The sequence below is a fragment of the Micromonospora sp. IBHARD003 genome (assembly GCF_056106285.1).
The window spans coordinates 670,206-693,562 of the sequence record NZ_JBWBBX010000001.1 but is presented as its reverse complement, the minus strand read 5'-3'; the positions used below and the strand labels follow the sequence as shown (position 1 = coordinate 693,562).

Below are 23,357 nucleotides of genomic sequence, written 5' to 3'. Positions count from 1 at the left end.
CGCCAGTCCCCCCGGGAGACCCCACACCGATGCATAACGACCTCGTCGCCGCACTCGACATCGGTGGTACCAAGATCGCCGGCGCGTTGGTGGACGTCGGCGGCAGGATCCTCCTGCGTACCCAGTGGCCGACCCCGGCCCGCGAGGACGGCGAGACGGTGATGCGCGCGGTCGAGTCGGTACTCGGGGAGCTCATGAGGTCACCGCTGTGGCTGCGTGTGACGGCCGTCGGCATCGGAAGCGCAGGGCCGGTGGACGCGTCCACGGGCACGGTCAGCCCGGTCAACGTACCCGGTTGGCGGGGCTTTCCCCTGGTGGACCGGGTGCGCGTGTTCACCGGCGGACACCATGTCGAACTGGTCGGCGACGGCGTCGCGATGACGGCGGCCGAGCACTGGCTGGGCGCCGCGCGCGAGTACGACGACGCCCTGTGCATGGTCGTCTCGACGGGGGTCGGCGGCGGACTCGTGCTCGGCGGCAGGCTGCACCCCGGACCGACCGGGAACGCCGGGCACATCGGCCACATCAGCGTGGACCTCGACGGTGAGCTGTGCCCTTGTGGGGGCCGCGGCTGTGTGGAGCGGATCGCGAGCGGCCCCAACATCGCGCGCCGTGCGCTGAACAACGGCTGGCGCCCGGGCCCCGACGGCGACACCTCGGCGGCGGCGGTGGCCGCGGCGGCGGCGATGGGTGACCCGGTCGCCGCCGCCTCCTTCGAGCGCGCCGCCCAGGCCCTGGCCGCCGCGATCGCTGCGACCGCGACGCTCGTCGAGATCCGCATCGCCGTCATCGGCGGGGGAGTTGCGGGCGCCGGGGACGTGCTCTTCACGCCCCTGCGCAAGGCGCTCCGCGACTACGCCACCCTGTCCTTCGTCCAGCACCTCGTGGTGGCTCCGGCCCGCACCGGGAGGGACGCGGGTCTGCTGGGGGCGGCGGCAGCGGCCCGGCGCGGCGATACGACGGCCACGCTCAGGGGGTGAGACCCGGTGCGGCGGTCGCCCCGGGACCGTGCACACGACGGCGAGCTCACACCGGAACTCCCCGGTCCGCGGTAACCCCCTGCGGCGCAGCGCGCCGTTTCGGCCATGTTGGGGGACGTGCCCTGGGGCAGCCGGGCGATGGCGGTGGTGCCGCCGCCCGGCAGTGGCCCGAGGCGTTCGAGCGGGCCCGGCGGCAAGCGCGGCGCCGCGGGCCGCCCCTCACAGCGGGTGACGGTACGCGTCCGACTGCTGGTGCGGCACGACCACCAGGAACGCGTCCGCATCCAGGTTCATCACGACCTCCGCGGGAAGGCCCTCGTCGCGGCGGGCTCGCGCGAACTCCTCCGCGGGGCGGCTGCCCCGTGGCCCCCCGGCGGGAAAGACCTCCAGCACCCTACGGCGCGTCATCTCCGTACCCCCCTCGTCCTTGTGACGCCCAACGACACTTCAGGGCTTCTGTTACGCCCCGCCTGCCCGGCGCCCATTCCCGGCCTGCCGGAGTCCGTGCCCGATCGCCCGGGCCCGTTTCCGACCGCCTCGACGCTGTTTCGTATCCGGTGTGTACCCGGCACGGTTCCGCTCCGGGACCGGAACGGAACGGTTGCCCCCGCCCGGAGACACCGGGTTCCGTGGCAGGGTGTAGCGGACAGCCCACCGGGGGCTACGGAAGAGGGGGAACCGTGATCGTCTGGATCAACGGTACGTTCAGCGCGGGCAAGACCTCCGCTGCTCGCGAACTGGTCGATCTCATCCCGAACAGCACGTTGTACGACCCCGAGGTGATCGGCGGGGCGCTGCGGTACCTCCTGCCGCAGAAGCGGCTCGATGAGGTCACCGACTACCAGGACCTGCCGATCTGGCGCCGGCTCGTCGTCGACGCCGCTGCCGCGATGCTCGCCGAGTGCGGCGGAGTCCTCGTGGTGCCCATGACCCTGCTGCGCCAGGAGTACCGCGACGAGATCTTCGGCAGTCTCGCCGCCCGGCGCATACCCGTGCGTCATGTCCTGCTCGCCCCGGAGGAAACGATCCTGCGGGCCCGTATCGCCGCACGTGAGGAGCCGGACGTCCCCGACGCCGAACAGCGCGTACGGCAGTGGGCCTATGACCACATCGAGCCCTATCGGCACGCACTTGGCTGGCTCACCGCCGACGCCCATGTCGTCGACTCCTCCCGTCTGACACCCCGTGAGACCGCCGAGGCGGTCGCTGAAGCCGTAAGGACCGGCGCCGCCGGAGTCTGCGACATCGTGCAGACGCCCGAGCCGACCGCCGAGACCCAGGCCGCGGGTGTGCTCCTCTTCGACGACCAGGACCGGGTGCTGCTCGTCGACCCCACCTACAAGCCGGGCTGGGAGTTCCCCGGCGGAGTGGTGGAGCGGGGCGAGTCCCCGGCCCGCGCCGGAATGCGCGAGGTGGCCGAGGAGATCGGCGTCCACCTCGATGCCGTACCCCGGCTGCTGGTCGTCGACTGGGAGCCGCCACGGCCGCCCGGCTACGGCGGACTGCGGATGCTCTTCGACGGCGGACGGCTCAGCGCCGAGGAGGCTTCGCGGGTGCTGCTGCCCGGTGAGGAACTGAGGGACTGGCGGTTCGCATCCGAGGAGGAGGCCGCGGCGATGCTGCCGCCGGCCCGCTACGAGCGGTTGCGCTGGGCCCTGCGCGCCCGTGAACGCGGGACGGTGCTCAACCTGGAGGCGGGTGTGCCCGTCGGTTAGAGGCCGACGGGGCCCGTACGCCTCCGACCCGGGGCGCGGAGCGCATCCTGCACGTGGCGCCGGCCCGGCGCCGGCCGCGCTGCGCGGCTACGCCTGCTTCGAGCGCGCGTAGTTCACCAGGAAGTGCGCCTCGGCGACGGAAAGGCGCTCCAACTCCTGCGGCGACACGCTCTCGTTCACCGCGTGGATCTGCGCCTCCGGCTCGCTCAGACCGATCAGCAGGATCTCCGCGTCCGGGTAGAGCGCGGCGAGCGTGTTGCAGAGCGGAATCGAGCCGCCCATGCCCGCGGTCTGCATCTCCTCACCCGGGTAGGCGATCCGCATCGCATCGGCCATGGACGTGTACGCCGGGCTGTTCACGTCGGCACGGAAAGCCTGGCCCTGACCCACCTGCTCGATGCTCACCCGGGCGTTCCACGGCGTGTGCCGCTCGATGTGCGCGAACAGCAGCTTCGTCGCCTCGGCCGCGTCCTGACCGGGCGGTACCCGCAGACTGATCTGCGCGCGGGCGCTCGCCGGCACCGACGGGGTCGCACCCGCCACCGGCGGGCAGTCGATGCCGATCACGGTGACGGCCGGGCGGGCCCAGATACGGTCGGCGACCGTACCGCCGCCGATCAGGCCGACTCCGTCCAGGACCTTGGCGTCCTTGCGGAAGTCGCCCTCCGCGTACTGCAGGCCCTGCCAGGCGGCATCGGCCTCCAGACCGTCGACGACCGTCGAGCCGTCCTCGGCGCGCAGTGAGTCGAGCACCCGGATGAGGGCCGCGAGCGCGTCCGGCGCGGCGCCGCCGAACTGCCCCGAGTGGAGATTCCCCTCCAGCGTGTCGATCCGGACGCGGACCATCGTCATCCCCCGCAGGGTCGCCGTCACGGTCGGCAGCCCGACGCGGAAGTTGCCCGTGTCGCCGATCACGATCGCGTCCGCGCGCAGCAGGTCCGGGTGGGCCTCGACGTAGCGCTCCAGGCCGCCCGTGCCCTGCTCCTCGGAGCCCTCGACGACGACCTTGACGGACACGGGTATGCCGCCGTTGGCCTTGAGGGCGCGCAGGGCGAGCAGATGCATGATGAAGCCGCCCTTGCAGTCGGCGGCTCCGCGCCCGTACCAGCGGCCGTCGCGCTCGGTCAGTTCGAACGGCGGGGACACCCACGCCGTCTCGTCCAGCATCGGCTGTACGTCGTAGTGCGCGTAGAGCAGTACGGTCGGCGCGTCCTGCGGGCCCGGCAGCAGGCCGTACACCGACTGGGAACCGTCAGGTGTGTCGAGCAGCGCCACGTCCTCGAACCCCTCCGCGCGCAGGGCGTCGGCCACCCAGGCGGCCGCCGCCTCGCACTCGCTCTTCGGCGCCACGGCCGGGTCCGCCACCGAATGGAACGCCACCAGCTCCGCGAGCTCCGCCTTGGCACGGGGCATCAGGGTCGCGACGGTCTCGGCGATCGCATTCGCGGTCATGGGCACGCTCCTTGTGGGTGCGACGTCGTCTTCGATGGGTGTACAGCGAAGGTACGCGTGATCCTCCCACAGGGGTGTGGGCGGGCCGCGCCCGTAGGATGCCGTCGAGAGCTTGGGCCATGGGTCGGATCGGGAGCAGAAGCACATCGTGAGCAGCGAGAACGCAGATGCCGTCAGCGGACAGGACGAGCCGGCGCCGGACGCCCCGGTGTGGGACGTGGTCGTGGTCGGAGCCGGACCGGCGGGAGCGTCGGCGGCCTATGCCGCCGCGGTCGCAGGACGCCGGGTGCTCCTCCTGGAGAAGGCCGCACTGCCCCGCTACAAGACCTGCGGCGGAGGCATCATCGGACCGTCCCGGGACGCCCTGCCGCCCGGCTTCGAGCTGCCGCTCCAGGACCGGGTGCACGCCGTCACGTTCTCGCTCGACGGCAGGCTCGCCCGTACCCGCCGCTCCCGCCGGATGCTCTTCGGCCTCGTCAACCGGCCCGAGTTCGACGCCGGACTGGTGGAACAGGCGCAGAAGGCGGGCGCGGAGCTGCGCACGGGAGCGATCGTCTCCCGTGTGGAGCAGCACGGCCCGACCGTACCCGACCGCCGCACCGTCGCGGTCGTCCTCGCCGACGGTGAGACGGTGCTCGCCCGGGCGGTCGTCGGAGCGGACGGCAGCGCCGGCCGGATAGGGGCACATGTCGGGGTGAAGCTCGACCAGGTGGATCTCGGTCTGGAGGCCGAGATCCCCGTGCCGGCCACCGTCGCGGAGGACTGGGTCGGCCGGGTGCTCATCGACTGGGGCCCGCTGCCCGGGAGTTACGGCTGGGTGTTCCCCAAGGGCGATGTGCTGACGGTGGGCGTGATCTCGGCCCGCGGCGAAGGAGCGGCCACCAAGCGCTATCTGGACGACTTCATCGCCCGGCTCGGTCTTTCCGGCTTCGAGCCGGCCGTCTCGTCCGGCCATCTCACGCGCTGCCGCACGGACGACTCGCCGCTTTCACGGGGACGGGTGCTGGTGTGCGGTGACGCGGCCGGGCTGCTCGAGCCGTGGACCCGGGAGGGCATCTCGTTCGCGCTGCGCTCCGGACGGCTCGCGGGGGAGTGGGCGGTACGGATCGCGGAGGCCAACGACGCGGTGGACGCCCGTCGCCAGGCGCTGAACTACGCCTTCGCCATCAAGGCGGGACTGGGCGTGGAGATGGCGGTCGGACAGCGGATGCTGGCCGTCTTCGAGCGGCGTCCCGGCATCCTCCACGCGGCCCTCAGCGGATTCCGGCCGGCCTGGAAGGCGTTCACGGACATCGCACGAGGATCGACCTCGCTCGCCGGCATCGTGGCCTCCCGGCCCGTGGTCAGGCGTGCGCTGGAAGCGCTGGACCGGACCCGGCCGGTGGGCGGGGCGCCCACCGGCCGGGCGGGCGGAGCCCCCGGTCAGGGCGCCGGGGACGCCTCGTCCGCATCCGACGACGCCCCCGTCACGTCCTGACGGTGCTCCTGAAACCCCGGTGAGCCGCGGGGCGCCTGTCGTCCCGCCTACTCCCCCCGGAGTACGTGTGACCACCACGCCCGGCTGACGCCCGGGCGGGCGCACCGGGTCTAGCGTGACGATATGGACGAGGAGCGCAGCGGCCCGCAGCGGGACGACCGGCCGCGGACGGACGCCGGGCGGCCGTGGCTCGGCGACGGGTCCGGGGTGCCGGGCGGCCCGCACCGGTGGTGGTTCCGGCAGGACCCGGCCCGGGGGACGGGCCTGCCCTGGCGGTCCACCCTGCTGGTCGCCGTCCTCGTGGCGGTGGGCTCGGGCTTCGCGGCGAGGAACCAGCCCGGCCGGGAGCCGCTCGACGCCCTCGCGCGGGCGCTGCTGCTGGCGGGCCCCGCGATCCTGCTGATGCGCCGCACGTACCCCGTGGTCGCCCTCTTCGGCGTGGTGGCGGTCACGCTCGTCTATCTCGGTGCCGGCTATCCGTACGGCCCCGTCTTCGTCGCCGTCGCCGTGGGCGTCTTCTCCGCCGTCGTCGCGGGACGCCGGTACGCCGCCTGGGGCGCCGTCGCCATGCTCTGGGCAGGCCATCTCGTCATCGGTCACTGGCTCTACCGGTACCTGCCGCCCGCCGGCGACGGGCCGGCGTCCTGGGGCGGGGAACTGGTGGGAGCGGCCTGGGTCGTGGCCGTGCTCGCCGCCGCCGAACTGACGCGCGTACGCAGAGAACAATGGGTCCGAGAACGCGCCGAACGGCAGGCCGCGATCGAGCGCCGGGCCGACGAGGAGCGGCTGCGCATCGCCCGCGAACTGCACGATGTCCTCGCCCACTCCATCTCGGTCATCAATGTGCAGGCCGGTGTCGGTCTCGCACTGCTGGACTCCGACCCCGAACAGGCCCGCACGGCTCTCACCACCATCAAGACGGCCAGCAAGGAAGCCCTCGGGGAAGTGCGGCAGGTACTGGACACGCTGCGGAGCCCGGGGGAGGCGCCGCGGGCGCCGGCGCCCGGGCTCGACCGGATCTCCGAACTCGTCGAGCAGGCCGCCGCGACCGGACTGACCGTGCAGGTCACCACCGAGGGCGAGAAGACACCCCTGCCGCCGGGCGCCGACCTCGCCGCGTTCCGGATCGTGCAGGAGGCGCTGACGAATGTGGTGCGTCACTCCGGTTCGCGCAGCGCCCGGGTGCTGATCGGATACGCGCCCGGCCGCCTCCGGCTCGTCGTCGACGACGACGGGCCCGCGACCGGCACCGATCAGGACGGCAGCGGCCGCGGGCTGGTGGGAATGCGGGAGCGGGCCAAGGCGCTCGGTGGCACCGTCAAGGCGGGCGCTCGGCCCGAGGGCGGCTTCCGGGTACAGGCCGAACTGCCCGTCGAGCCCAGGGAGACACCGTGATCCGTGTGCTGCTCGCCGACGACCAGGCGCTGGTGCGGGCCGGTTTCCGCGCGCTGCTGGACGCCCAGCCGGACATCGAGGTCGCCGGGGAGGCGGGGGACGGCGAGGAGGCGCTGCGCCAGGTCGCCGAACTCAGGCCCGATGTGGTCCTGATGGACATCAGGATGCCGCTGCTCGACGGTCTCGCCGCCACCCGCCGTATCACCGGGGACGTGTCGTTGCAGGGGGTGAAGGTGGTCATGCTCACCACCTTCGAGCTGGACGAGTACGTCTTCGAGGCGATCCGCGCCGGGGCCTCCGGCTTCCTGGTGAAGGACACGGAGCCGGACGAACTCCTGCGTGCGGTGCGCGCGGTGGTGGACGGCGACGCGCTGCTGTCCCCGGGAGTGACGCGCCGTCTGATCGCGGAGTTCGCCGCCCGTTCGAAGGCGCCTGCCGACGACGAGCGCCTCGCCGGACTCACCGAGCGCGAACGGGAGGTGATGGCCCTCGTGGGCATCGGCCTGTCCAACGAGGAGATCGCCCGCCGGCTGGTCGTCAGCCCGCTGACCGCGAAGACACACGTCAGCCGGACGATGGTGAAGCTCGGAGCCCGTGACCGGGCCCAACTGGTCGTCCTCGCCTATGAGTCGGGGCTCGTCCGCCCCGGCTGGATCGGCTGATCGCCGGCACCTCCGCGGGGAAAGCGCCACAGGACGTGCACGACACGGGCCGTGAACACCACTACTCCCGCCACCAGAGCCGTCCACCGCAGCGCGCGCTCCGCGACGTGCGGCAGATCCAGCGCGAACGCGGGGCCGACGACGGCCCCGGCCACCAGCGCCGCCGCGAAGACCGCGCTGAACAGCGCGTATCCGATCTCCACGGTGATCGCGTCGCGCTGCGCCTGTGTGCGTTCCGCCATACAGGGAGTGTCACAGGGCCGTGGGGCGCGGGCAACCACCCGCGTCCCACGGCCCGTCCCGGCCGGCAGGGGGCGTTCAGTCGTGGACCGCGCCCCGTGCGGTGGCCGTGGCACTTCCCCGTTCACCGGTCGCGTCACCGTCCCGTACGGACGCCGACGCCGCGACCAGCGCGCTGTGGCCCGCCCGGCGGGTACGCACGTTCGTCAGCGTGACCAGGAGCCTGCGCGGCAGACTGAGCGGTCAGGACCAGGTGACCGCGGAACTGCCGCGCCACAGTGTCGCCAGTTCACGGTCGCCCGTGAGGGTCACCGCCGAGTCCGGCAGCCGGTTCCAGAGAGTGAGGTAGAGCCGGTCGACGGGACCGCTCAGCTCGCAGTCCGCCGGGCCGTCGCCGACGCGTTCCACCACGGGCGGCTGCGGCGACAGCCGCACGGTCCACACATCCTCCGTATCCGTCGACCGTACCCGCAGAGTCCGCGGGCGGTCGGTACGCACCCGGCTCCGGGAACGGGAGTGGAAGCCGCCCAGCAACTCGTCGATGCCGTCCGCCGCCAGCGCCTCCGGCACGCCGGCGGGGGCGCCGAGCGCCGATTCGGCGTCCACGCGGTGGACGGTGGTCTCGTGGGCCTGGCGCCGCGCCCAGAAGGCCAGGGGCGAGGGAGCGGGAAGGAAGGTCCAGCAGTCCAGATCCTCCGGTGCCGCACCGAGCGCCGCCACCAAGCGCCGATGGCCCTCCCGGAACCAGTCGAGGAGCGCATCCCCGTCGAGGTCGGGCTCCCCTTCGTCCGGGTGGTACGCGGTGTGGCCCTCGGCCACGTACGCCGTGGCCCAGCGATGCACCATGCCGGTGTGCCGCAGCAGGTCCCTGACCTTCCAGCCGGGGCAAGTCGGCACCGTCGCGTCCGGGCCCGCCTTCTCGGCGGCACCGGCCAGCGACCGGCCCTCCCGCTCGAGCGCCTCGATCAGTTCCGTCGTCTCCATCGGGCCAGTGTGCCCGGGAACGCCACCGGTTGGGCACGGCCGTGCTCTCGCGGCCGGGCAGGTTCAGGACTCCGGCTGGGCCTTTCGTACCGCATATCCGACGGCGCCGGCCGTGGCCGCGAGCAGTGCGACCGTCGTCAGCGCCACCGGCAGGGAGAACCAGTCGGCGAGGAAGCCGATCGCGGGCGGCCCGAGCAGCATCCCGCCGTACCCGAGCGTCGATGCCGCGGCCACACCGGCGGGACCCGCCAGCGCGCCCGCGCGGGCCACCGCCACCGGGAAGATGTTCGCCAGACCGAGCCCGGTGACGGCGAAGCCCGTGAGGGCCAGCCCCGCGGTCGGCGCCAGCGCGCCGAGCAGCATGCCCGCCGCGGCGGTCGCGCCGCCCGCGGCCAGGGTCCGGGTCTGGCCGAGCCGTTGCAGCAGGGCGGTTCCCGACAGCCGTCCTGCCGTCATCGTGAGCGCGAAGAGCGAGTATCCGGCGGCGGCGACACCCGGGTGGGCGTGCAGGTCCTGCTCCAGGTGCAGCGCGCCCCAGTCCGCCAGCGCCCCCTCCCCGTACGCCGTGCACAGCGCGATCACCCCGAACAGCACGACGAGCCGGCGGGCACGGCCGGTGAGGCCGGCAAGTCCGCGGTCCGTGGCGCCGGTGGCCTCCGTGGGAGGTGCGGGCAGCCGGTGGCGCAGCAGCATCGGACCGGCCACGGCCGTGACCAGGAGCCCGACGACGGTGAGTGCCAGGAGATGCGTGGCGGGGGAGAGGCCGGCGGCGACGAGTCCGCCGATTCCCGCTCCGACCATGCCGCCGAGGCTGAACGCCGCGTGGAAGGCCGGCATGACGGGGCGTCGCAGCGCCGCGACCAGGTCCACGGCCACACTGTTCATCGCCACGTTGAGCCCGCCGTAGGCCACGCCGAACACCAGCAGCACGAGTCCGAGCGCGAGTACCGAATGCGTCAGTGCGGGCAGTGCGATGCCCAGCGACATCAGCGCACCCGCGGCGACCGTCACGGGGCGGCTGCCGAAGCGGTTGCAGAGCCGTCCGGTGAGGGTCATCGTGATCACCGCTCCGGCGGACACACCGAGGAGAGCGAGACCCAGGCCGCTCTCCGAGGCGCCGGTCTGGTGCTTGATCGCGGGGATACGGACCACCCAGCCGGCGAACAGGAAGCCGTCGAGGGCGAAGAAGAGGGTCAGGGCGATGCGGAGACGGGTCATGGGGTGAGGGGCGGGATCTCCGCCGTGGTCCCCCCGAGTGGCCGTCCGTGGTTTGTTTAGTAGCGGCACAAAGTCAGACTAGTGGGTGACACGGTCGGGGCACAACCGAGCCGCGATCCGGGTCATGGCGCTGTTCCCGCGGTCCGGCGCGATCCGGAACGGGACGACAGCCGGGAGACAGCCGGGAGACAGCCGGGAGAGGGCCGGGATGAGGGTCGGGCAGAGAGCCGGGAAGCGGGCCGGTGACGGGACCCGGGCACGAGGGAGAGCCGGGGGACAGCACCCGCGCAGGGGCGCGCATCGGACAGCAGCCGCGGCCATGGCCGTAACGGGGCGGCCGCCGGACCCTCGGGCCCCCGGGATCATGGGACACTCAGCCCCATGAGCGGCAAGGTGATGACGACGCGGACGAGGCTGGAGAGAGGCCGCAATGTGCTCGGCCCCGCGTTGGAGCTGGTGCACACGGGCCGGGCGCCCACCCGTGCCGTGCTCACCGCCGAGCTCGGAGTCACCCGTGCCACGGCCGGCGCCGTGGCCGCCGAACTCGAAGCGCTCGGGCTGATCCGTGTCGACTCCCGCCCCGCGGCCGAGGGCTCCCAGGGTCGCCCGTCCCACCGCCTGTCGGTCGACGACGGGGGTCCTGTCGCCCTCGCGGCCCAGGTCCACGCGGACGGTTTCCGGGCCGCGCTCGTCGGGCTCGGCGGGACGATCGTCGCCACCGCACCCGGCTGCGTCACGGTCTCCGCCGACCCGGCACAGGTGCTCGGCGAGGTCGTCGACGCCGGAGCCGAACTGCTCCGCGCCCGCGGACGGCATTGCGTGGGAGCCGGGCTCGCCGTACCGTCCGCCGTGGCCGAACCCGAAGGCACGGCCCTCAACCCGGTGCATCTCGCCTGGCCCGCGGGCGTACCGGTACGGGACATCTTCGCGGAACGCGTTCGTGCGGCCGGTATCCCGGGACCGGTCTTCACCGGCAACGACGTCAACCTCGCCGCGCTCGCGGAGCACCGGCACGGTGCGGGCCGCGGTGCCCGGCATCTGCTCTGTGTCGCCACCGGACACCGCGGTGTCGGTGGCGCGCTGGTCCTCGACGGGCGCCTTCACGCGGGGAGTTCAGGGCTCGCCCTGGAGGTCGGGCATCTCACCGTCAACCCGGAGGGCCGCCCCTGCCACTGCGGCAGCCGCGGCTGCCTCGACGTCGAGGTCGACCCTCTCGCGTTCCTCACCACCGCCGGCCGTGACCCGGGTCCCGAGGTGTCGCTGCTGCAGCAGGCCCGCGATCTGCTGCGCGACGAGTACGACGACCCTGCGGTGAGGATGGCCACCGAGGAGATCGTCGACCGCCTCGGCCTCGGCCTGGCCGGACTGGTCAACATCCTCAATCCGGACCGCATCATCCTCGGTGGTCTGCACCGGGAGCTCCTGGACGCCGACCCCGAGCGGCTGCGTGCGGTCGTCGCGGACCGCAGCCTCTGGGGACGCAGCGGGAGTGTGCCGATCCTGCCCTGCACCCTCGATCACAACAGCCTGGTGGGAGCGGCGGAACTCGCCTGGCAGCCGGTCCTGGACGACCCGCTGGCCGTACTGCCGGCCCGGGTGTCCTGACAAAGGAACACCGGCCCCGCGGCCGCACACCCGCCGCCGTTGGGGTCCAGCCAAGGTGAGCCCAAAAGCCGCCACGGGATGATCTTGGATTAGTGGGTCACCAATTTTGCCCCCGCGCGGCGAGCCAAGGTGCCTACCGCCGGTTTGCGGCCGGATGTTCCTCGTCGGGCTCCTCCCGGTCTTCGTCCTCGCCGGGCTCGGGCCAGCGGCCGAACAGCCCGATGGGCTACTCGGGGGTGGCGCCGAGCTCGCCCGGCCCCTTCGTACGGTGCGGTGGCAGCGGGATCACGCGTCCTCTCCTTCGTGTCGGGCCTGCGCAAGCAGCGCGGCCACGACATCGTTCGTCCCGTCCTCGGTCGGTTCAACGATCGTGTCCAGCACCTGGTCCATGGTGCCGTCGAGGACCTGCCGGGTAAGCCGTTCCATCAGCTCGGGGTCGGTGCCGCTGCCGGGCCCGGTGAGGTCGACCGGGGCCGGGCGGCGCGGGGCGATGATCTCCGGCCCGGCCGGTGCCTCGCCCTCCTCGGCTTCGGCGAGCGCGCGGTAGACGGAGGCGACCGAGGGGCGCTGTCCGGCGTTCTTGCCGGTCTTGATGGTCAGCTTCTTGGCGATCTCGCGGACGGGGACGGCCTTGTCCTTGAGCGCGCGGGCGAAGGTGAGCATGTCGTCGTCGATGACCTTCGGCCGTCCGCCGTGGTTGCCCTTGTTCGCGGCCGTCTGCTGGCCTTCCAGGGTTTTCTCCCGGATGTAGTTGCGGTCGAGCTGGGTCGCGACGGCGAGGACGGCGACGAACATGGCGCCCATGCCGTTGGGGTCGTAGATGCCGGTGAGGGGGCCGGTGAGGAGTTCGAGCTGGACGCCGGCGGTCTGGAGCTGGTTGGACAGGGTCATCAGCTCGGCGGCGTTGCGGGCCAGGCGCTTGAGCTCGTGGACGGTGAGGATGACCTCCTGGTCGGGGGCGGCCTCCTTGATGTCGTACGCCAGCTTCAGCGCCTTCTGAAGTTCGGGCCGGGTCTTGACCCGTGTGGAGATCTTTTCGGAGAAGATCCGCTTGCAGAGCGGTTCGAGCGCGGCGAGCTGGCTGGCGAGTTCCTGCTGCGCGGTCGAGCAGCGGGCGTACCCGACCCGGATCGGTTTGGACGCCGCGGCGGCCGGCACGTCTTCGACGGGCGGGCCCGGCTTCCACGGCCGCCCGGGCTCCCGGTCCTCGGGGACGAGGATCTCCAGCTCCTCGCGGAGCGCGGGGACGAGGATGAAGCGCGGGGTGTGGTACTTCGTCGCGGTCTTGCCCCCGCGGGTGCGGCAGGGACTGCCCGCCGGGGCTTCACAGTTCGGACAGTCGTTTCGTTCTACCGCGTTTGCGGCTTGATCGGGTGTCAGGTCCACCGCGGCAGTCTGTCGGAACTGTCTCGCACAACACCCGGGTTTTGAGAGGACTTCTGCGAATCGCGACCTGCGGATTCGTGATCACTCCGGGGGCTCTCGCAGAACTCTCACAACTGGTCATTTATGAGAATCACTGTCCGCGACAGTCGTCACGCTGAGCCACATGTGTGGTTGACAGCAGCTATACGCACGTCAGCCCAATGGGAGCCAAGCCGTGACGCCAGCCGACAGTCAGGGGTGGGGGCAGAGACCTTCCAGTCGTTGTATCGCTTCAACGAAAAGCTTGTTGATGTGGTGTCGGCTCGCTCGCAGGAGCTGATCCACGGGTGGCTTGGAGTCGACAGCGAGGGTCCAGGCGACGCTCGTCCTCATGTCTGCCGTTCCTGCCACGGACGTCAGAGTCCACTCTTCCACCAGCGCCGAGACACCGGGTGCGTTTGCTTCCTGGGCGCAGTAGGCGAAACGCTTGCCGGGCTCCCAGGCGATGATTCGTTCCCGGGCGCGGATCACCCGGTACAGGCGGAAGTAGCGAAGGGATCCCACGCCGTGTGGGGGTGAGCCCTCGAAGTGGACGTCGTTCGCCGGGGCGAACCAGCGGGGCCAGTTCTCCGGGTGTGTGGCCAGCTGCTCGAAGATCGCGTCGGCGGAGGCGTGCAGCTCTCGGGTGCAGGTCTGGCGGAAGGGGGCTCGCTCGGTGAAGGCGAGGTCCTCAGGGCGCAGCTGGTGCATCATCGTGTTTCGGCCCCTTCCGACGCCGGCCCGACGGAGGCGCGCGAGATCGTTCAGGCCTCCGTCCTACTCATCGTCACCTGGTACGAGAGGTCCTTCACCGCCTGTACGGCCGATCGGATGACCTGGCGTCCGGCCGGTCTAGCTGCTCCGCCCGACCGGGAACCTCTCACCTGGCAGAGGCCGACGTCGTGCGGCGCAGGGAAGACGAGGAGACACCGAGGATGGCCATTCCCTTCAAGGGCGTGATCCAGGAGGACATCCGGCAGTCGGTGCCGGACTGGGAGCCGTACAAGCAGCCACAGGCCCCGGACGGTGCGCCGAATGTGCTCTACCTGGTCTGGGACGACGTCGGTTTCGCCACGTTCGACCTGTTCGGCGGGCTGGTGGAGGCCCCGGCGATGCGCCGGATCGCCGACATGGGCGTGCGGTTCACGAACTTCCACACCACCGCGCTGTGCTCTCCGACGCGTGCGTCGTTGCTGACCGGGCGGAACGCGACCAGCAACGGCATGGCCTGTGTTGCCGAGATGACCAGCGGGTTCCCGGGGTCCAGCGGGCGCATCCCGTTCGAGAACGGGACCCTGGCCGAGGTGCTGGTCGAGCGGGGCTGGAACACCTACGCCATGGGCAAGTGGCACCTGTGCCCCTCGGAGGAGGCCAACATGGCGTCCTCGAAGCGGTACTGGCCGCTCGGTCGCGGGTTCGAGCGTTTCTACGGGTTCCTCGGCGGCGAGGCCGACCAGTGGTACCCCGACCTGGTCTACGACAACCATCCGGTCGAGCCGCCGTACCGTCCGGAGCAGGGCTACCACCTGTCGAAGGATCTGACGGACCGGGCCATCCAGTTCATCCGGGACGCCAAGGTCATCGCCCCGGACAAGCCATGGTTCACCTACTTCTGTCCCGGAGCCGGCCACGCGCCGCACCACATCTTCAAGGAGTGGGCGGACAAGTACGCGGGGAAGTTCGACGACGGCTACGAGGTCTACCGCCGTATGGCGCTCCAGCGGCAGATCGAGCTGGGCATCATGCCGGAGGGCACCGAACTCACGCCGATCAACCCGCACGGCGAGCCGGAGGCCACCGGCCCTTCGGGGCAGCCGTGGCCAGCCACGGACTTCGTCCGTCCATGGGAGTCGCTGAGCGCCGACGAGAAGCGCCTGTTCGCCAGGATGGCCGAGGTTTTCGCCGGGTTCGTCGCCTACACCGACGCGCAGATCGGACGCCTGCTGGACTACCTGGAGGAGTCCGGGCAGCTGGAGAACACCATCATCGTCGCGGTCTCGGACAACGGTGCCAGCGCCGAGGGCGGTCCGAACGGCTCGACGAACGAGAACAACTTCTTCAACGGCGTGCCCGACGACATCACCGAGAACCTGCGCCATCTCGGCGACCTGGGCAGCCCGACCACCTACAACCACTACCCCACCGGCTGGGCGTGGGCGTTCAACGCTCCCTTCAAGTACTGGAAGCGGTGGGTCTCGTACGAGGGTGGCATCGCCGATCCGATGATCATCGCATGGCCCAAGGGCATCAAGCAGCGCGGGGAGATCCGCCACCAGTACGTGCACGCCATCGACATCGTGCCGACCATCTACGACCTGCTGGGCATCAGCCCCCCGGACGTGGTGAAGGGCATCACGCAGAACCCGCTGGAGGGCGCGAGCTTCCGGAAGGTTCTGCAGGACGCGCAGGCGCCCGACCCGCGGCAGACGCAGTTCTACACCATGCTCGGCACCCGTGGGATCTGGCACGACGGCTGGCACGCCGCCACCATGCACCCGCCGGCGCCGTCCGACTGGAGCCATTTCGAGCAGGATGTGTGGGAGCTGTACAACCTGCGCAAGGACCGCTCCGAGAACCGGGACCTGGCCGCCGAGCGTCCGGACAAGCTCGAGGAGCTCAAGCGCCTGTGGATGGAGGAGGCCGAGAAGTACCACGGCCTGCCGATGGACGACCGCAGCCCCATGGAGATCATCGCGACTCCCAGGCCGCAGCTCGCCAAACCGCGCGACCGGTACGTGTACTACCCCGGATGCGCTGACGTGCCCGAGTCGGTGGCGGTGAACATCCGCGGACGGTCCTACACCATCGTCGCCGACGCGCATCTGGACACGCCCGAGGCCCACGGTGTGCTCTTCTCCCACGGAGGCCGGTTCGGCGGTCACAGCCTGTACCTCAAGGACGGGCATCTGCACTACACGTACAACTGGCTCGGCCGTGTGGAGCAGAAGATCAGCTCCCCCGACCCGGTCGGTTCAGGCGACCTCACCCTCTCAGCCGCTTTCCGGGCCCGCGACCGCGACGAACAGGGCAGCACGCGCGGAACGCTAGCCCTCTACGTCGGCGACCGGCAGGTCGCCGAAGCTGACATCAAGACCCAGCCCGGTAGCTTCTCCCTGGTCGGTGAAGGGCTGGCCGTCGGCCGCGATGGTAGCCAGCCGGTCTCCAGCGACTACGAAACTCCCTACGAATTCGTCGGGGGCACGATCCGCGAGGTCGTGGTCGACGTCAGCGGGGAATCCTTCGTGGATGCGGAGAAGGAACTCATCGGGATGTTCCACCGCGACTGACACACTCCTGCGGTGCCGCACCCGCACCGGCTCTCTGCGCCGGGTCCGTCAACACACGTTGCCGGGCCCGGCGTCCGCGGCGCAGCGGAAGCCTTGGTGACCGGTGCTGCTGTCCGGTGTGCTGGAGCTGCGGGCGGCCACCCGGTAGCGGCGGCAGTAGGAAGCATGGCAGAGGTAGGAGCCGCCGCGGATCACCCGGGCTGTGCCGAACGCCGGACCTGCCGGGTTCTCACGAGGGCTGCGGGCGTAGTAGTTCGGCGCATACCAGTCGGCGCACCACTCCCACACGTTGCCACACGCGTTGTACAGGCCGTGGCCGTTGGGCGGGTAGGCGGTCACCGGGGCGGTGCCGTACCAGCCGTCTGGGCGTGTGTGGTGATCGGGGAAGCGGCCCTGCCACACGTTCATCCGGCGCCCCCCGCCCGGCTCCAACTCGTCTCCCCACGGGAATGCGGCCTGCTCCCGGCCTCCGCGGGCGGCGTACTCCCACTCCGCCTCGGTCGGCAGACGCTTGTGGGCCCAGGCGGCGTACGCGCCGGCGTCGTTCCAGGACACGTGCACCACCGGGTGGTCGGCACGGTCGGCGAGGTCGGAATCCGGCCCCTCGGGATGCCGCCAGCAGGCGCCGTACACCTGACGCCACCAGGGGGCCGCGGCCACGGCCCGGGTGTGGGGGAAACCGGGCGGCAGCAGCCCGGCGAAGACGAACGACCAGCCGAAGCGCTCAGCCTCCGTCACGTAGCCCGTGGCAGCCGTGAAGGCGCCGAAGTCCGCATTGGAGACAGCGCACCGGTCGATCCAGTAGCTGCCCAGATCCACCTCGTGGATCGGTCCTTCGCCGTCACCGGGGACCGCCCATTTGTCCTGAGAACCCATCTGGAAAGTGACCGCCTCCAAACGCACCATGCCTGCTCGGTCCGGGCCGCCTCCCCCGGAAGATGCCCGTACAGGTGCGACCGGTGTCCGGGCAGGTCCGGGCCTCGAAGGGGCACAGCAGACGGAGCGCACCTCACTGTCAGACGTCATCTGGCCTCCACGGAGGAACGGCACCGCTCTCCTCACAGATTCTGGGGCAGGGGACGAGGCGTCCGAGCGACGACACGGCGGCGCCCCGGCTCCACATGAGCATCGGCCGGTCAGAGTGCCCGCAGTGCGGCGTAGGCCTCCCACACGGTGGGGAACGCCCGCAGCTGCCGAGTGGCACCGTCCTCGTAGGGGTTGGCACGCAGGGTGGCGAGGACGTTCTCCCGTGCGCGGGCAACTACCAGCTCGCAGTGGTGCTCCCGCAGGTGAGCGGTGAGCTGTGCCAGGGCCTCCGCCGCCGTGGCGTCCACGTGGAACACCGCTCCGGCATCCAGCACCACATACCGCGGATAGGGTGACCGGGCCGCCACCAGACCCTGAATCCGCTGTTGGACGCGGTTGGCGTTGGCGAAGAACAGCGGAGCGTCCACCCGGTAGATCAGCACATCGGTGTCGGCGGGCTCCTCGGGAGCCACTTCGCGCGACATTCCGTCGTCGGTGACGGTGAGCACCGCGTCGTGGGGCCAGGCAACGCGGCGCAGCAGTTGCAGCAATGAAAGAATGATGGCCACGAGCAGCCCGTGCAGCACGCCGAGCCCCAGGACGGCCACCATGGTGGCCAGCGCGAGCAGAGCCTCCGTACGCCAGCCGTGCCATAGTTCCTTGAAGCCCGGGACGTCGATGAGGTGCGAGGCCGACACCATGACGACCGCGGCGAGCACGGTCGTGGGCAGCAGCGCGATGATCGGCCCGGTGGTCAGCAGACCGATGACGACGAAGGCGGCGCATGCCAGCTGGTACATCTGTGAGCGGCCGCCGGCACCCCGAGCGGAGAGGGTGCGCTGGGTGCTGGCCATCGCCGCGAAGCCCCCAAGGAAGCCGGAACCCGCACTGGCCGCACCCATGGCGACCGACTCCCTGACCAGGGAGAACCGGCCCTCTGACGGTGCCGTCCTACGCAACACGGCCACGCCCTCGATCGACGCGATCATGGCCATACCGGCCGCAGTAGGCAGGAGATTCCAGATGTCCCCTGCGCTCACGTCCGGCCAGGTCGGCGCAGGCAGGCCACCGGAGATTCCACCTGTCAGCTTCACACCGTGAGCGGCCAGGTCGGCAGCAGCCGACACCACGATGGCAGCCACGCACACCACGGGGGTCGGGGGAACGGCACGCAGCGCGGGCACGGGGTGCAGAGCCTTCTTGAGCAGGATGAGCGCAACCAGCGACGACACACCTACGACGGCAGTCACCACGTGCACCCGATCCAGGTGTGTGAGCACCTGCCACAGCTTCGCCATCGGACGGTTGCCGTGGGTCGGGACTCCGAGCAACGTACCCACCTGACTGGCCATGATCTGTACGGCCGTTCCCGCCAGATACCCGAGCACCACCGGCCCCGACATGAAGTTCGTGAGCCCCCGCAACCGCCCCGGGAGCAGCAGCAGAACACCGGTGATCAGCGCCAGACACGCGGTCAGTGCCACCGCCCGGTGGGCATCCCCGCCGGACCGGCCGCTCACCGCCGTGTACGTCATGATCGCCATCGTCGAGGACGGGCCGACGGCCACCAGCCGCGTGGACGTGACCAGAGCGAACACCACCATCGCCGCCACCGCGGTGTAGAGACCAGCGACCGGATGCAGCCCCGCCACCTGCCCGTACCCCAGGCCCTGCGGCACCAGCGTCACCGCGACCGCGAACCCGGCCACGAGGTCCCCCCTTGCGCCGCGCCACGAATAGCGCCCCAACTGCCCCAGGAGAGGCACCGCCGTGGATACCCGCCGTCCCTTTACCGTCACCGTGCCATTGTTGAGAGGTCATACTCCCCAAAAGCGCATAGACCGCATGACATCTGCACGATTAGCTGTCACGGCTCAAGGATGACGGCATGCCCGCGCTCGCATGCGGCTTCGAATCTCAGCGCCGATGGAAGGCTGGACCATGGGCGCAGCTGGCGGGGGCATTGTTGCCACTCACGTCGAAGTCGGCGCACGTGAGAAACAGGTAGTTGAACTTTCCCAGCAGGAAGGCCAGAACTCCGACAAGGACCGTGACAGCCACGGCACCCAGGCGCTGGAACACCGGCAGTGCCTCGTAATCGGCTACCAGGATGCGCGCGAGCAGCCAGGTGAGCACCGGTGCGCCCAGGAGGGTCAGAACGATCTCGAAATAGTGAAGGTAGGGAAAGCCGTGGCCCCTCGGCGCCGCGATGGCCAGGACAACCCACACGGAGGGCAGGGACAGCGCGATCCAGCCGCCCCAGGGCAGTGCGCCCCTGTTCCGGAGCACCACGCCCGAGAGCAGTACCGCGGCGGCCACTGCCCAAAGAGCCAGCACATTGTCGAAGAAAACGGCGTTGTACGCGCCCAACGTGAAGGCGGGCCACCAGATGACGAGCGTTCCGCCTGCGGCCGCGGTCGCCGTGGCCCGAAGAGTGGAGTCGATCTCCCGAATACTTCGCTGCCGCCCCGGCCCCGGGGCACCGGGTGCTTCCTCAGCCATACGCTATGCGTCCCCGCTGATGAGGGCGCCCACAGTACTTTCACCGGTTCGGATCAGTAACAGGGGAGGCAGCGCTTGCTGCAGGGCGGCTGCTTCCCCAAGGCCGAAGAGGGGCCGCCGAGGTCGGCTTTTCCCTTGGGGGCACCGCAGGATCACGCGGCTGGCGCCTGGTCGTCGTCCAGCACGCTGAAGTCGACATCGAGGCGGGTGTCGTAGTCCTCCGGGGCGATGCCTATCTCGTGGGTCGAGTAGACGCCGAACCGGTTGACGTGCTCCGTCAGGTACGGCGAGCTCTGGGCCAGGTCCAGCGGGTCGATCACCTCACCCTCGGCCTGCAACTGCCGCACCACGTCCGCGATGTCCAGGGTGTTTTGGAAAATCAGCAGGTTGGCGAGCAGCGAGGTGAACTTCACGTCCTTCTCCTGCTCGACCGGGTCGTTGTGCGCGACCGTGCCCCGTTGTCCGAACCGCACCCAGTCGCTGAAGCCGTTGAACGCCTCGACCTTGTTGGTCGCGGCCGTCACCTGGCCGCGCAGCGGCGCGTCCGAGAGGAACCGAAGCAGCTGGACGGTGCGGATCACGCGTCCGACCTCGCGGAAGGCGGTGTAGATGGCGTTCTTGTGGGAGCCGGAGCGCAGCCGCTTGAGCAGCAGGGTGGAGGAGATGGCGCCCTCGCGGACTGAGACGGTCACCCGCATCAGGTCCTTGAAGTGGGTCTCGATCAGCTTCCAGTCGATCACGTTGCGGCCGGGCTCACCGAACAGGGCGTCGATGTGCTCGTAGGCGGCGGAGCGGGACGGGCGGAAGAACAGGCAGTCCTTCCAGTTGCGGATCCTGGGCATCAGATCGATCCCGAGCAGGTGGGCGAGCGCGAACACCGGATAGCTCTGGCCCTGGGTGTCGGCGTGGATCGTGCCCGGCTGCACCTCGGAAGCGTTCTTCAGCAGGCGCTCGATGATGTAGACGGCCTCCCACACCCCGCACGGCACGAAGTGCGTGAACAACGCGATGTACAGGGTGGTACGCGATGCCGCCCACCGCCCCGTACCGCACGCTCGTCTCGGCGAGGAGGTTGTCCAGGTAGGTGTCCATGTGGGTGCCGTCCGCCGCCGCGGTGGTGCCGTTGCCCCAGGCGCGGGACATGTCCAGCTTGGCGTGCGCGTTCACCACGTCCGAGAGCGCCTCGTTCAGCTTGGCCACCGTCGTGTGGCGGCGGGATGTGACCGACAGTTCGTGCGCGCTCACCCCGGCGATGTGCCGGGCGGCCTCGGCGTACGTCATGTTCGTGCCCTTGACGAACGTGGTGATCACGTAGCGGCCGAAGGGGTCTTTCAGCTTCGGGTCGTTGCCGGAGGCCGGCCCGAACCGGTGCCACCACTCGATCCAGTAGGCCGTGCGCGCTGCGATGCCCAGCAGCGACCGTTCCGGCATCCGTTCCTTGATCGCCTGCTCAAGCCGCACCGCGCTCGCCCTCGGCTTCTCCGCACGGCGCGGCTTGAGCTTGGGCACCCCGGTCTCCGGATCGATGAACAGCTCGTCGTTGTCCGGGTACTCCCCATCTGCCTTCGCCGCCGCCTCGGTCAGCCGCTTGCACAGCTGGGCCACCAGCGCGCGCCCGTCGAACGGGGCGGCATCGCCCGCCTCGCGCAGGCCGACCTCCACCAGGTACTCCGGCAGTTTGGCCTCCACCTGCTCCCACGGCAGCAGTTGTTCGGACCAGTCGGCGTACTCCTCCGAGCCGATCACCGCCACGTCGCCGCAGCGTAGTTCCTCGGCGAGGTAGTAGAAGACCATTGCCTCGAAGTGGCGGCGCACGAAGTACCCGGGCCGGCGGCGGTCGCGGACGACCTTCCGCCAGTTCTGCGTGGCGAACGAGATGTCGATCTCGGCTCCGTCCGCGTCGCGGTCGGGGATGTAGTCGCGGGCCGGGGTGCGGTGGGCCTTGGCGTGCGCGAGCGCGTGCAGGACGCTGGCGTCCTGGCTGGTGGCCTTCAGTTCGAGGACGTCGGTCAGGTCGAACATCACCGGCCGGTCGGCCTTCAAATGGCCATGTAGCAGCACCTCCCAGTTGTCGCCGTGGTGGGCGGAGACCTTCTCGATCTGCGCGTACTGGGCCTCGAACCCGCCGAGCCCCTCCACCGCCAACAGCAGCGAGCCCAGCCCGTTCGACTGCACCATCAGCCCCTCCGTCAGCAGCATGAAGGCGGGCGAGACCTTCCCCTCCAGCCGCTCGGCGACCTCGGCCGGGCTGGACTCCTCGTCCAGGCCCTGCAGCGCGTCCAGGGCCCCTTTCGTCAGCGCCGCCGCCCGTGCCCGCGCGGCCTGCGCGGGACCCTTCTTGTCGACCTGCTGGAGCAGGGTGCGGTAGTTACTGATCAGCGCTTCGACGATCTCCTGCTGCTGGCGGTGGATCTCGGCCAGCTCCTCGCGGGCCTTCTTCGCCTTCGCCGCCATGCGCTTGCAGAACATCGTGGCCAGGTCATCCCGGGCGCGCATGCGGGCTTTGGCTGCCAGGCACGCGGTCAGCGCCCCCCGCTTGTCGTCGGCGTAGTCCTTCAAGGTGCCGGCGTCCTGGGCCTCCGCCTCGCCGGCGAAGTCCGCGACCTTCGCCGAGGCGACCCCCTCCAGCCACTTACCGGTGTCGCCGAGCCCGTCCACCCACTCCAGGTGACTCTTGAGCCGCTTGAAGTGCGACCAGGTCGCCCGGCCCGGGTTCTGCTTGAGCGCGTTGAACAGCGTCTTGCGGTCCAGCCCGATCACATCCGGCAGCCCCAGCAGCCGGCGCCGCTCCTCCTCGGCCATCCGACCACGGATCCCGGCCAGGATCTCCTCGTTCACCTGGCCCCGCACCGTGGAGGCCATCGCGTCCAGCGTGGAGAACCGCGGTATCTCCAAGTTGGCCTCGACCAGCTTCTCCAAAGCGATGTTGATCAGGTCCGCCGGGTTGTTCTTCGACGCCGCCCCCACCCGCATCGTCTCCTCGGCGAGCCCACGCGCTGCCGGGCCGTCGTAGCGCACCCCGCACCGCTCACGCACCCACGACCGGTGCCGTTCCGCCGTGCGGCCAGAGGCATACACCGGCAGGATGCTCTCCGACAGCTCCACCGCCCGGCGCACGAACTCCACCACGTGGTCCGGCACGTCGTACGCCTTCGGGAAGCACCCCATCCGCTGGTACGACTTCAGCGCGACCAACAAGGCGAGCTGATGCTCGTCGGAGTCCGTGACCTCCTCGGCCCAGGCCCGTTCCTCCTCGCTGGGCGTGAAGAACACATGCAGCTCACGCGCGGTGATCAGCCGCTTGAACCGCGGGTACGCGGTCCGTTCGATCGAGGTCATCCGCACCCCACTCGACGCCCAGCCATACGGGGGCGCCACACACGCCCGCGCGATCATGACCGGTGCGACAA

At 70.7% G+C, this 23,357-nt stretch carries 18 protein-coding genes and 1 pseudogene; 7 read left to right on the top strand and 12 right to left on the bottom strand.

Annotation, left to right across the window (positions count from 1 at the left end; all coding sequences use genetic code 11):
• Positions 1-29 precede the first annotated feature (29 nt).
• Positions 30-980 (top strand): ROK family protein, encoded by a 951-nt coding sequence (locus tag ACTWOL_RS02845; protein WP_474293948.1) that lies wholly within the window; start codon positions 30-32, stop codon positions 978-980.
• 219 nt (positions 981-1,199) lie between these two features.
• Here the strand turns inward: ACTWOL_RS02845 and ACTWOL_RS02840 are convergent, their stop codons facing one another.
• A complete protein-coding gene (locus ACTWOL_RS02840; protein WP_474293946.1) occupies positions 1,200-1,388 on the bottom strand; it encodes a hypothetical protein in 189 nt (62 codons plus the stop codon).
• 272 nt (positions 1,389-1,660) lie between these two features.
• On the opposite strand from ACTWOL_RS02840, the gene ACTWOL_RS02835 reads away from it, so the two are divergent.
• Positions 1,661-2,695, top strand: a complete 1,035-nt coding sequence (locus ACTWOL_RS02835) for an NUDIX hydrolase (RefSeq protein ID WP_474293944.1) — start codon at positions 1,661-1,663, stop codon at positions 2,693-2,695.
• Between the two features lie 87 nt (positions 2,696-2,782).
• Here the strand turns inward: ACTWOL_RS02835 and ACTWOL_RS02830 are convergent, their stop codons facing one another.
• Positions 2,783-4,147: a M20/M25/M40 family metallo-hydrolase gene (locus ACTWOL_RS02830; RefSeq protein ID WP_474293942.1), complete on the bottom strand. Its 1,365-nt coding sequence runs from the start codon at positions 4,145-4,147 to the stop codon at positions 2,783-2,785.
• Positions 4,148-4,295: 148 nt separating this feature from the next.
• Here ACTWOL_RS02830 and ACTWOL_RS02825 point away from each other — a divergent pair, with 148 nt between their 5' ends.
• From ACTWOL_RS02825 to ACTWOL_RS02815, 3 genes are all read left to right on the top strand, one after another.
• Positions 4,296-5,624 (top strand): geranylgeranyl reductase family protein, encoded by a 1,329-nt coding sequence (locus ACTWOL_RS02825; protein WP_474293940.1) that lies wholly within the window; start codon positions 4,296-4,298, stop codon positions 5,622-5,624.
• Positions 5,625-5,747: 123 nt separating this feature from the next.
• Positions 5,748-7,019, top strand: coding sequence for a sensor histidine kinase (locus ACTWOL_RS02820; protein WP_474293937.1), 1,272 nt, complete (start codon positions 5,748-5,750; stop codon positions 7,017-7,019).
• A complete protein-coding gene (locus ACTWOL_RS02815; RefSeq protein ID WP_474293935.1) occupies positions 7,016-7,681 on the top strand; it encodes a response regulator transcription factor in 666 nt (221 codons plus the stop codon). Before ACTWOL_RS02820 ends, ACTWOL_RS02815 begins: the two co-directional genes overlap by 4 nt.
• On the opposite strand, the gene ACTWOL_RS02810 is transcribed toward ACTWOL_RS02815, so the two are convergent.
• The 4 genes from ACTWOL_RS02810 to ACTWOL_RS02795 all read right to left on the bottom strand — a co-directional run bounded on the left by ACTWOL_RS02810 (position 7,642) and on the right by ACTWOL_RS02795 (position 10,123).
• Positions 7,642-7,923 carry a DUF6332 family protein gene (locus tag ACTWOL_RS02810; RefSeq protein WP_474293933.1) on the bottom strand — a complete coding sequence of 94 codons (282 nt, stop codon included), beginning with the start codon at positions 7,921-7,923 and terminating at the stop codon, positions 7,642-7,644. The two genes, ACTWOL_RS02815 and ACTWOL_RS02810, sit on opposite strands and share 40 nt — an antisense overlap.
• Before the next feature lie 76 nt (positions 7,924-7,999).
• Entirely contained in the window at positions 8,000-8,122 is a 123-nt protein-coding gene (locus ACTWOL_RS02805) for a hypothetical protein (protein WP_474293932.1), read from the bottom strand.
• Positions 8,123-8,164: 42 nt separating this feature from the next.
• Entirely contained in the window at positions 8,165-8,905 is a 741-nt protein-coding gene (locus tag ACTWOL_RS02800) for a maleylpyruvate isomerase family mycothiol-dependent enzyme (RefSeq protein ID WP_474293931.1), read from the bottom strand.
• Between the two features lie 63 nt (positions 8,906-8,968).
• On the bottom strand, positions 8,969-10,123 hold the full coding sequence (locus ACTWOL_RS02795; protein WP_474293929.1) for an MFS transporter: 1,155 nt from the start codon (positions 10,121-10,123) through the stop codon (positions 8,969-8,971).
• Positions 10,124-10,504: 381 nt separating this feature from the next.
• Between ACTWOL_RS02795 and ACTWOL_RS02790 the strand changes: the two genes are divergently transcribed.
• On the top strand, positions 10,505-11,728 hold the full coding sequence (locus tag ACTWOL_RS02790; protein WP_474293927.1) for an ROK family protein: 1,224 nt from the start codon (positions 10,505-10,507) through the stop codon (positions 11,726-11,728).
• Between the two features lie 285 nt (positions 11,729-12,013).
• On the opposite strand, the gene ACTWOL_RS02785 is transcribed toward ACTWOL_RS02790, so the two are convergent.
• Positions 12,014-13,114, bottom strand: a complete 1,101-nt coding sequence (locus ACTWOL_RS02785; RefSeq protein WP_474293925.1) for a recombinase family protein — start codon at positions 13,112-13,114, stop codon at positions 12,014-12,016.
• A gap of 231 nt (positions 13,115-13,345) precedes the next feature.
• A complete protein-coding gene (locus tag ACTWOL_RS02780) occupies positions 13,346-13,846 on the bottom strand; it encodes an SRPBCC family protein (RefSeq protein WP_474293923.1) in 501 nt (166 codons plus the stop codon).
• Positions 13,847-14,067: 221 nt separating this feature from the next.
• On the opposite strand from ACTWOL_RS02780, the gene ACTWOL_RS02775 reads away from it, so the two are divergent.
• A complete protein-coding gene (locus tag ACTWOL_RS02775; protein WP_474293921.1) occupies positions 14,068-16,419 on the top strand; it encodes a sulfatase-like hydrolase/transferase in 2,352 nt (783 codons plus the stop codon).
• 48 nt (positions 16,420-16,467) lie between these two features.
• On the opposite strand, the gene ACTWOL_RS02770 is transcribed toward ACTWOL_RS02775, so the two are convergent.
• From ACTWOL_RS02770 to ACTWOL_RS02755, 4 genes and pseudogenes are all read right to left on the bottom strand, one after another.
• The gene (locus ACTWOL_RS02770) at positions 16,468-17,445 is read right to left on the bottom strand and encodes a formylglycine-generating enzyme family protein (protein ID WP_474293919.1); all 978 of its coding nucleotides are present in this window, start codon (positions 17,443-17,445) and stop codon (positions 16,468-16,470) included.
• Positions 17,446-17,555: 110 nt separating this feature from the next.
• Entirely contained in the window at positions 17,556-19,154 is a 1,599-nt protein-coding gene (locus tag ACTWOL_RS02765) for a SulP family inorganic anion transporter (RefSeq protein WP_474293917.1), read from the bottom strand.
• Positions 19,155-19,362: 208 nt separating this feature from the next.
• A complete protein-coding gene (locus tag ACTWOL_RS02760; protein ID WP_474293915.1) occupies positions 19,363-19,947 on the bottom strand; it encodes a hypothetical protein in 585 nt (194 codons plus the stop codon).
• A gap of 152 nt (positions 19,948-20,099) precedes the next feature.
• Positions 20,100-23,286, bottom strand: a pseudogene (locus ACTWOL_RS02755) (Tn3 family transposase).
• Positions 23,287-23,357: the final 71 nt, after the last annotated feature.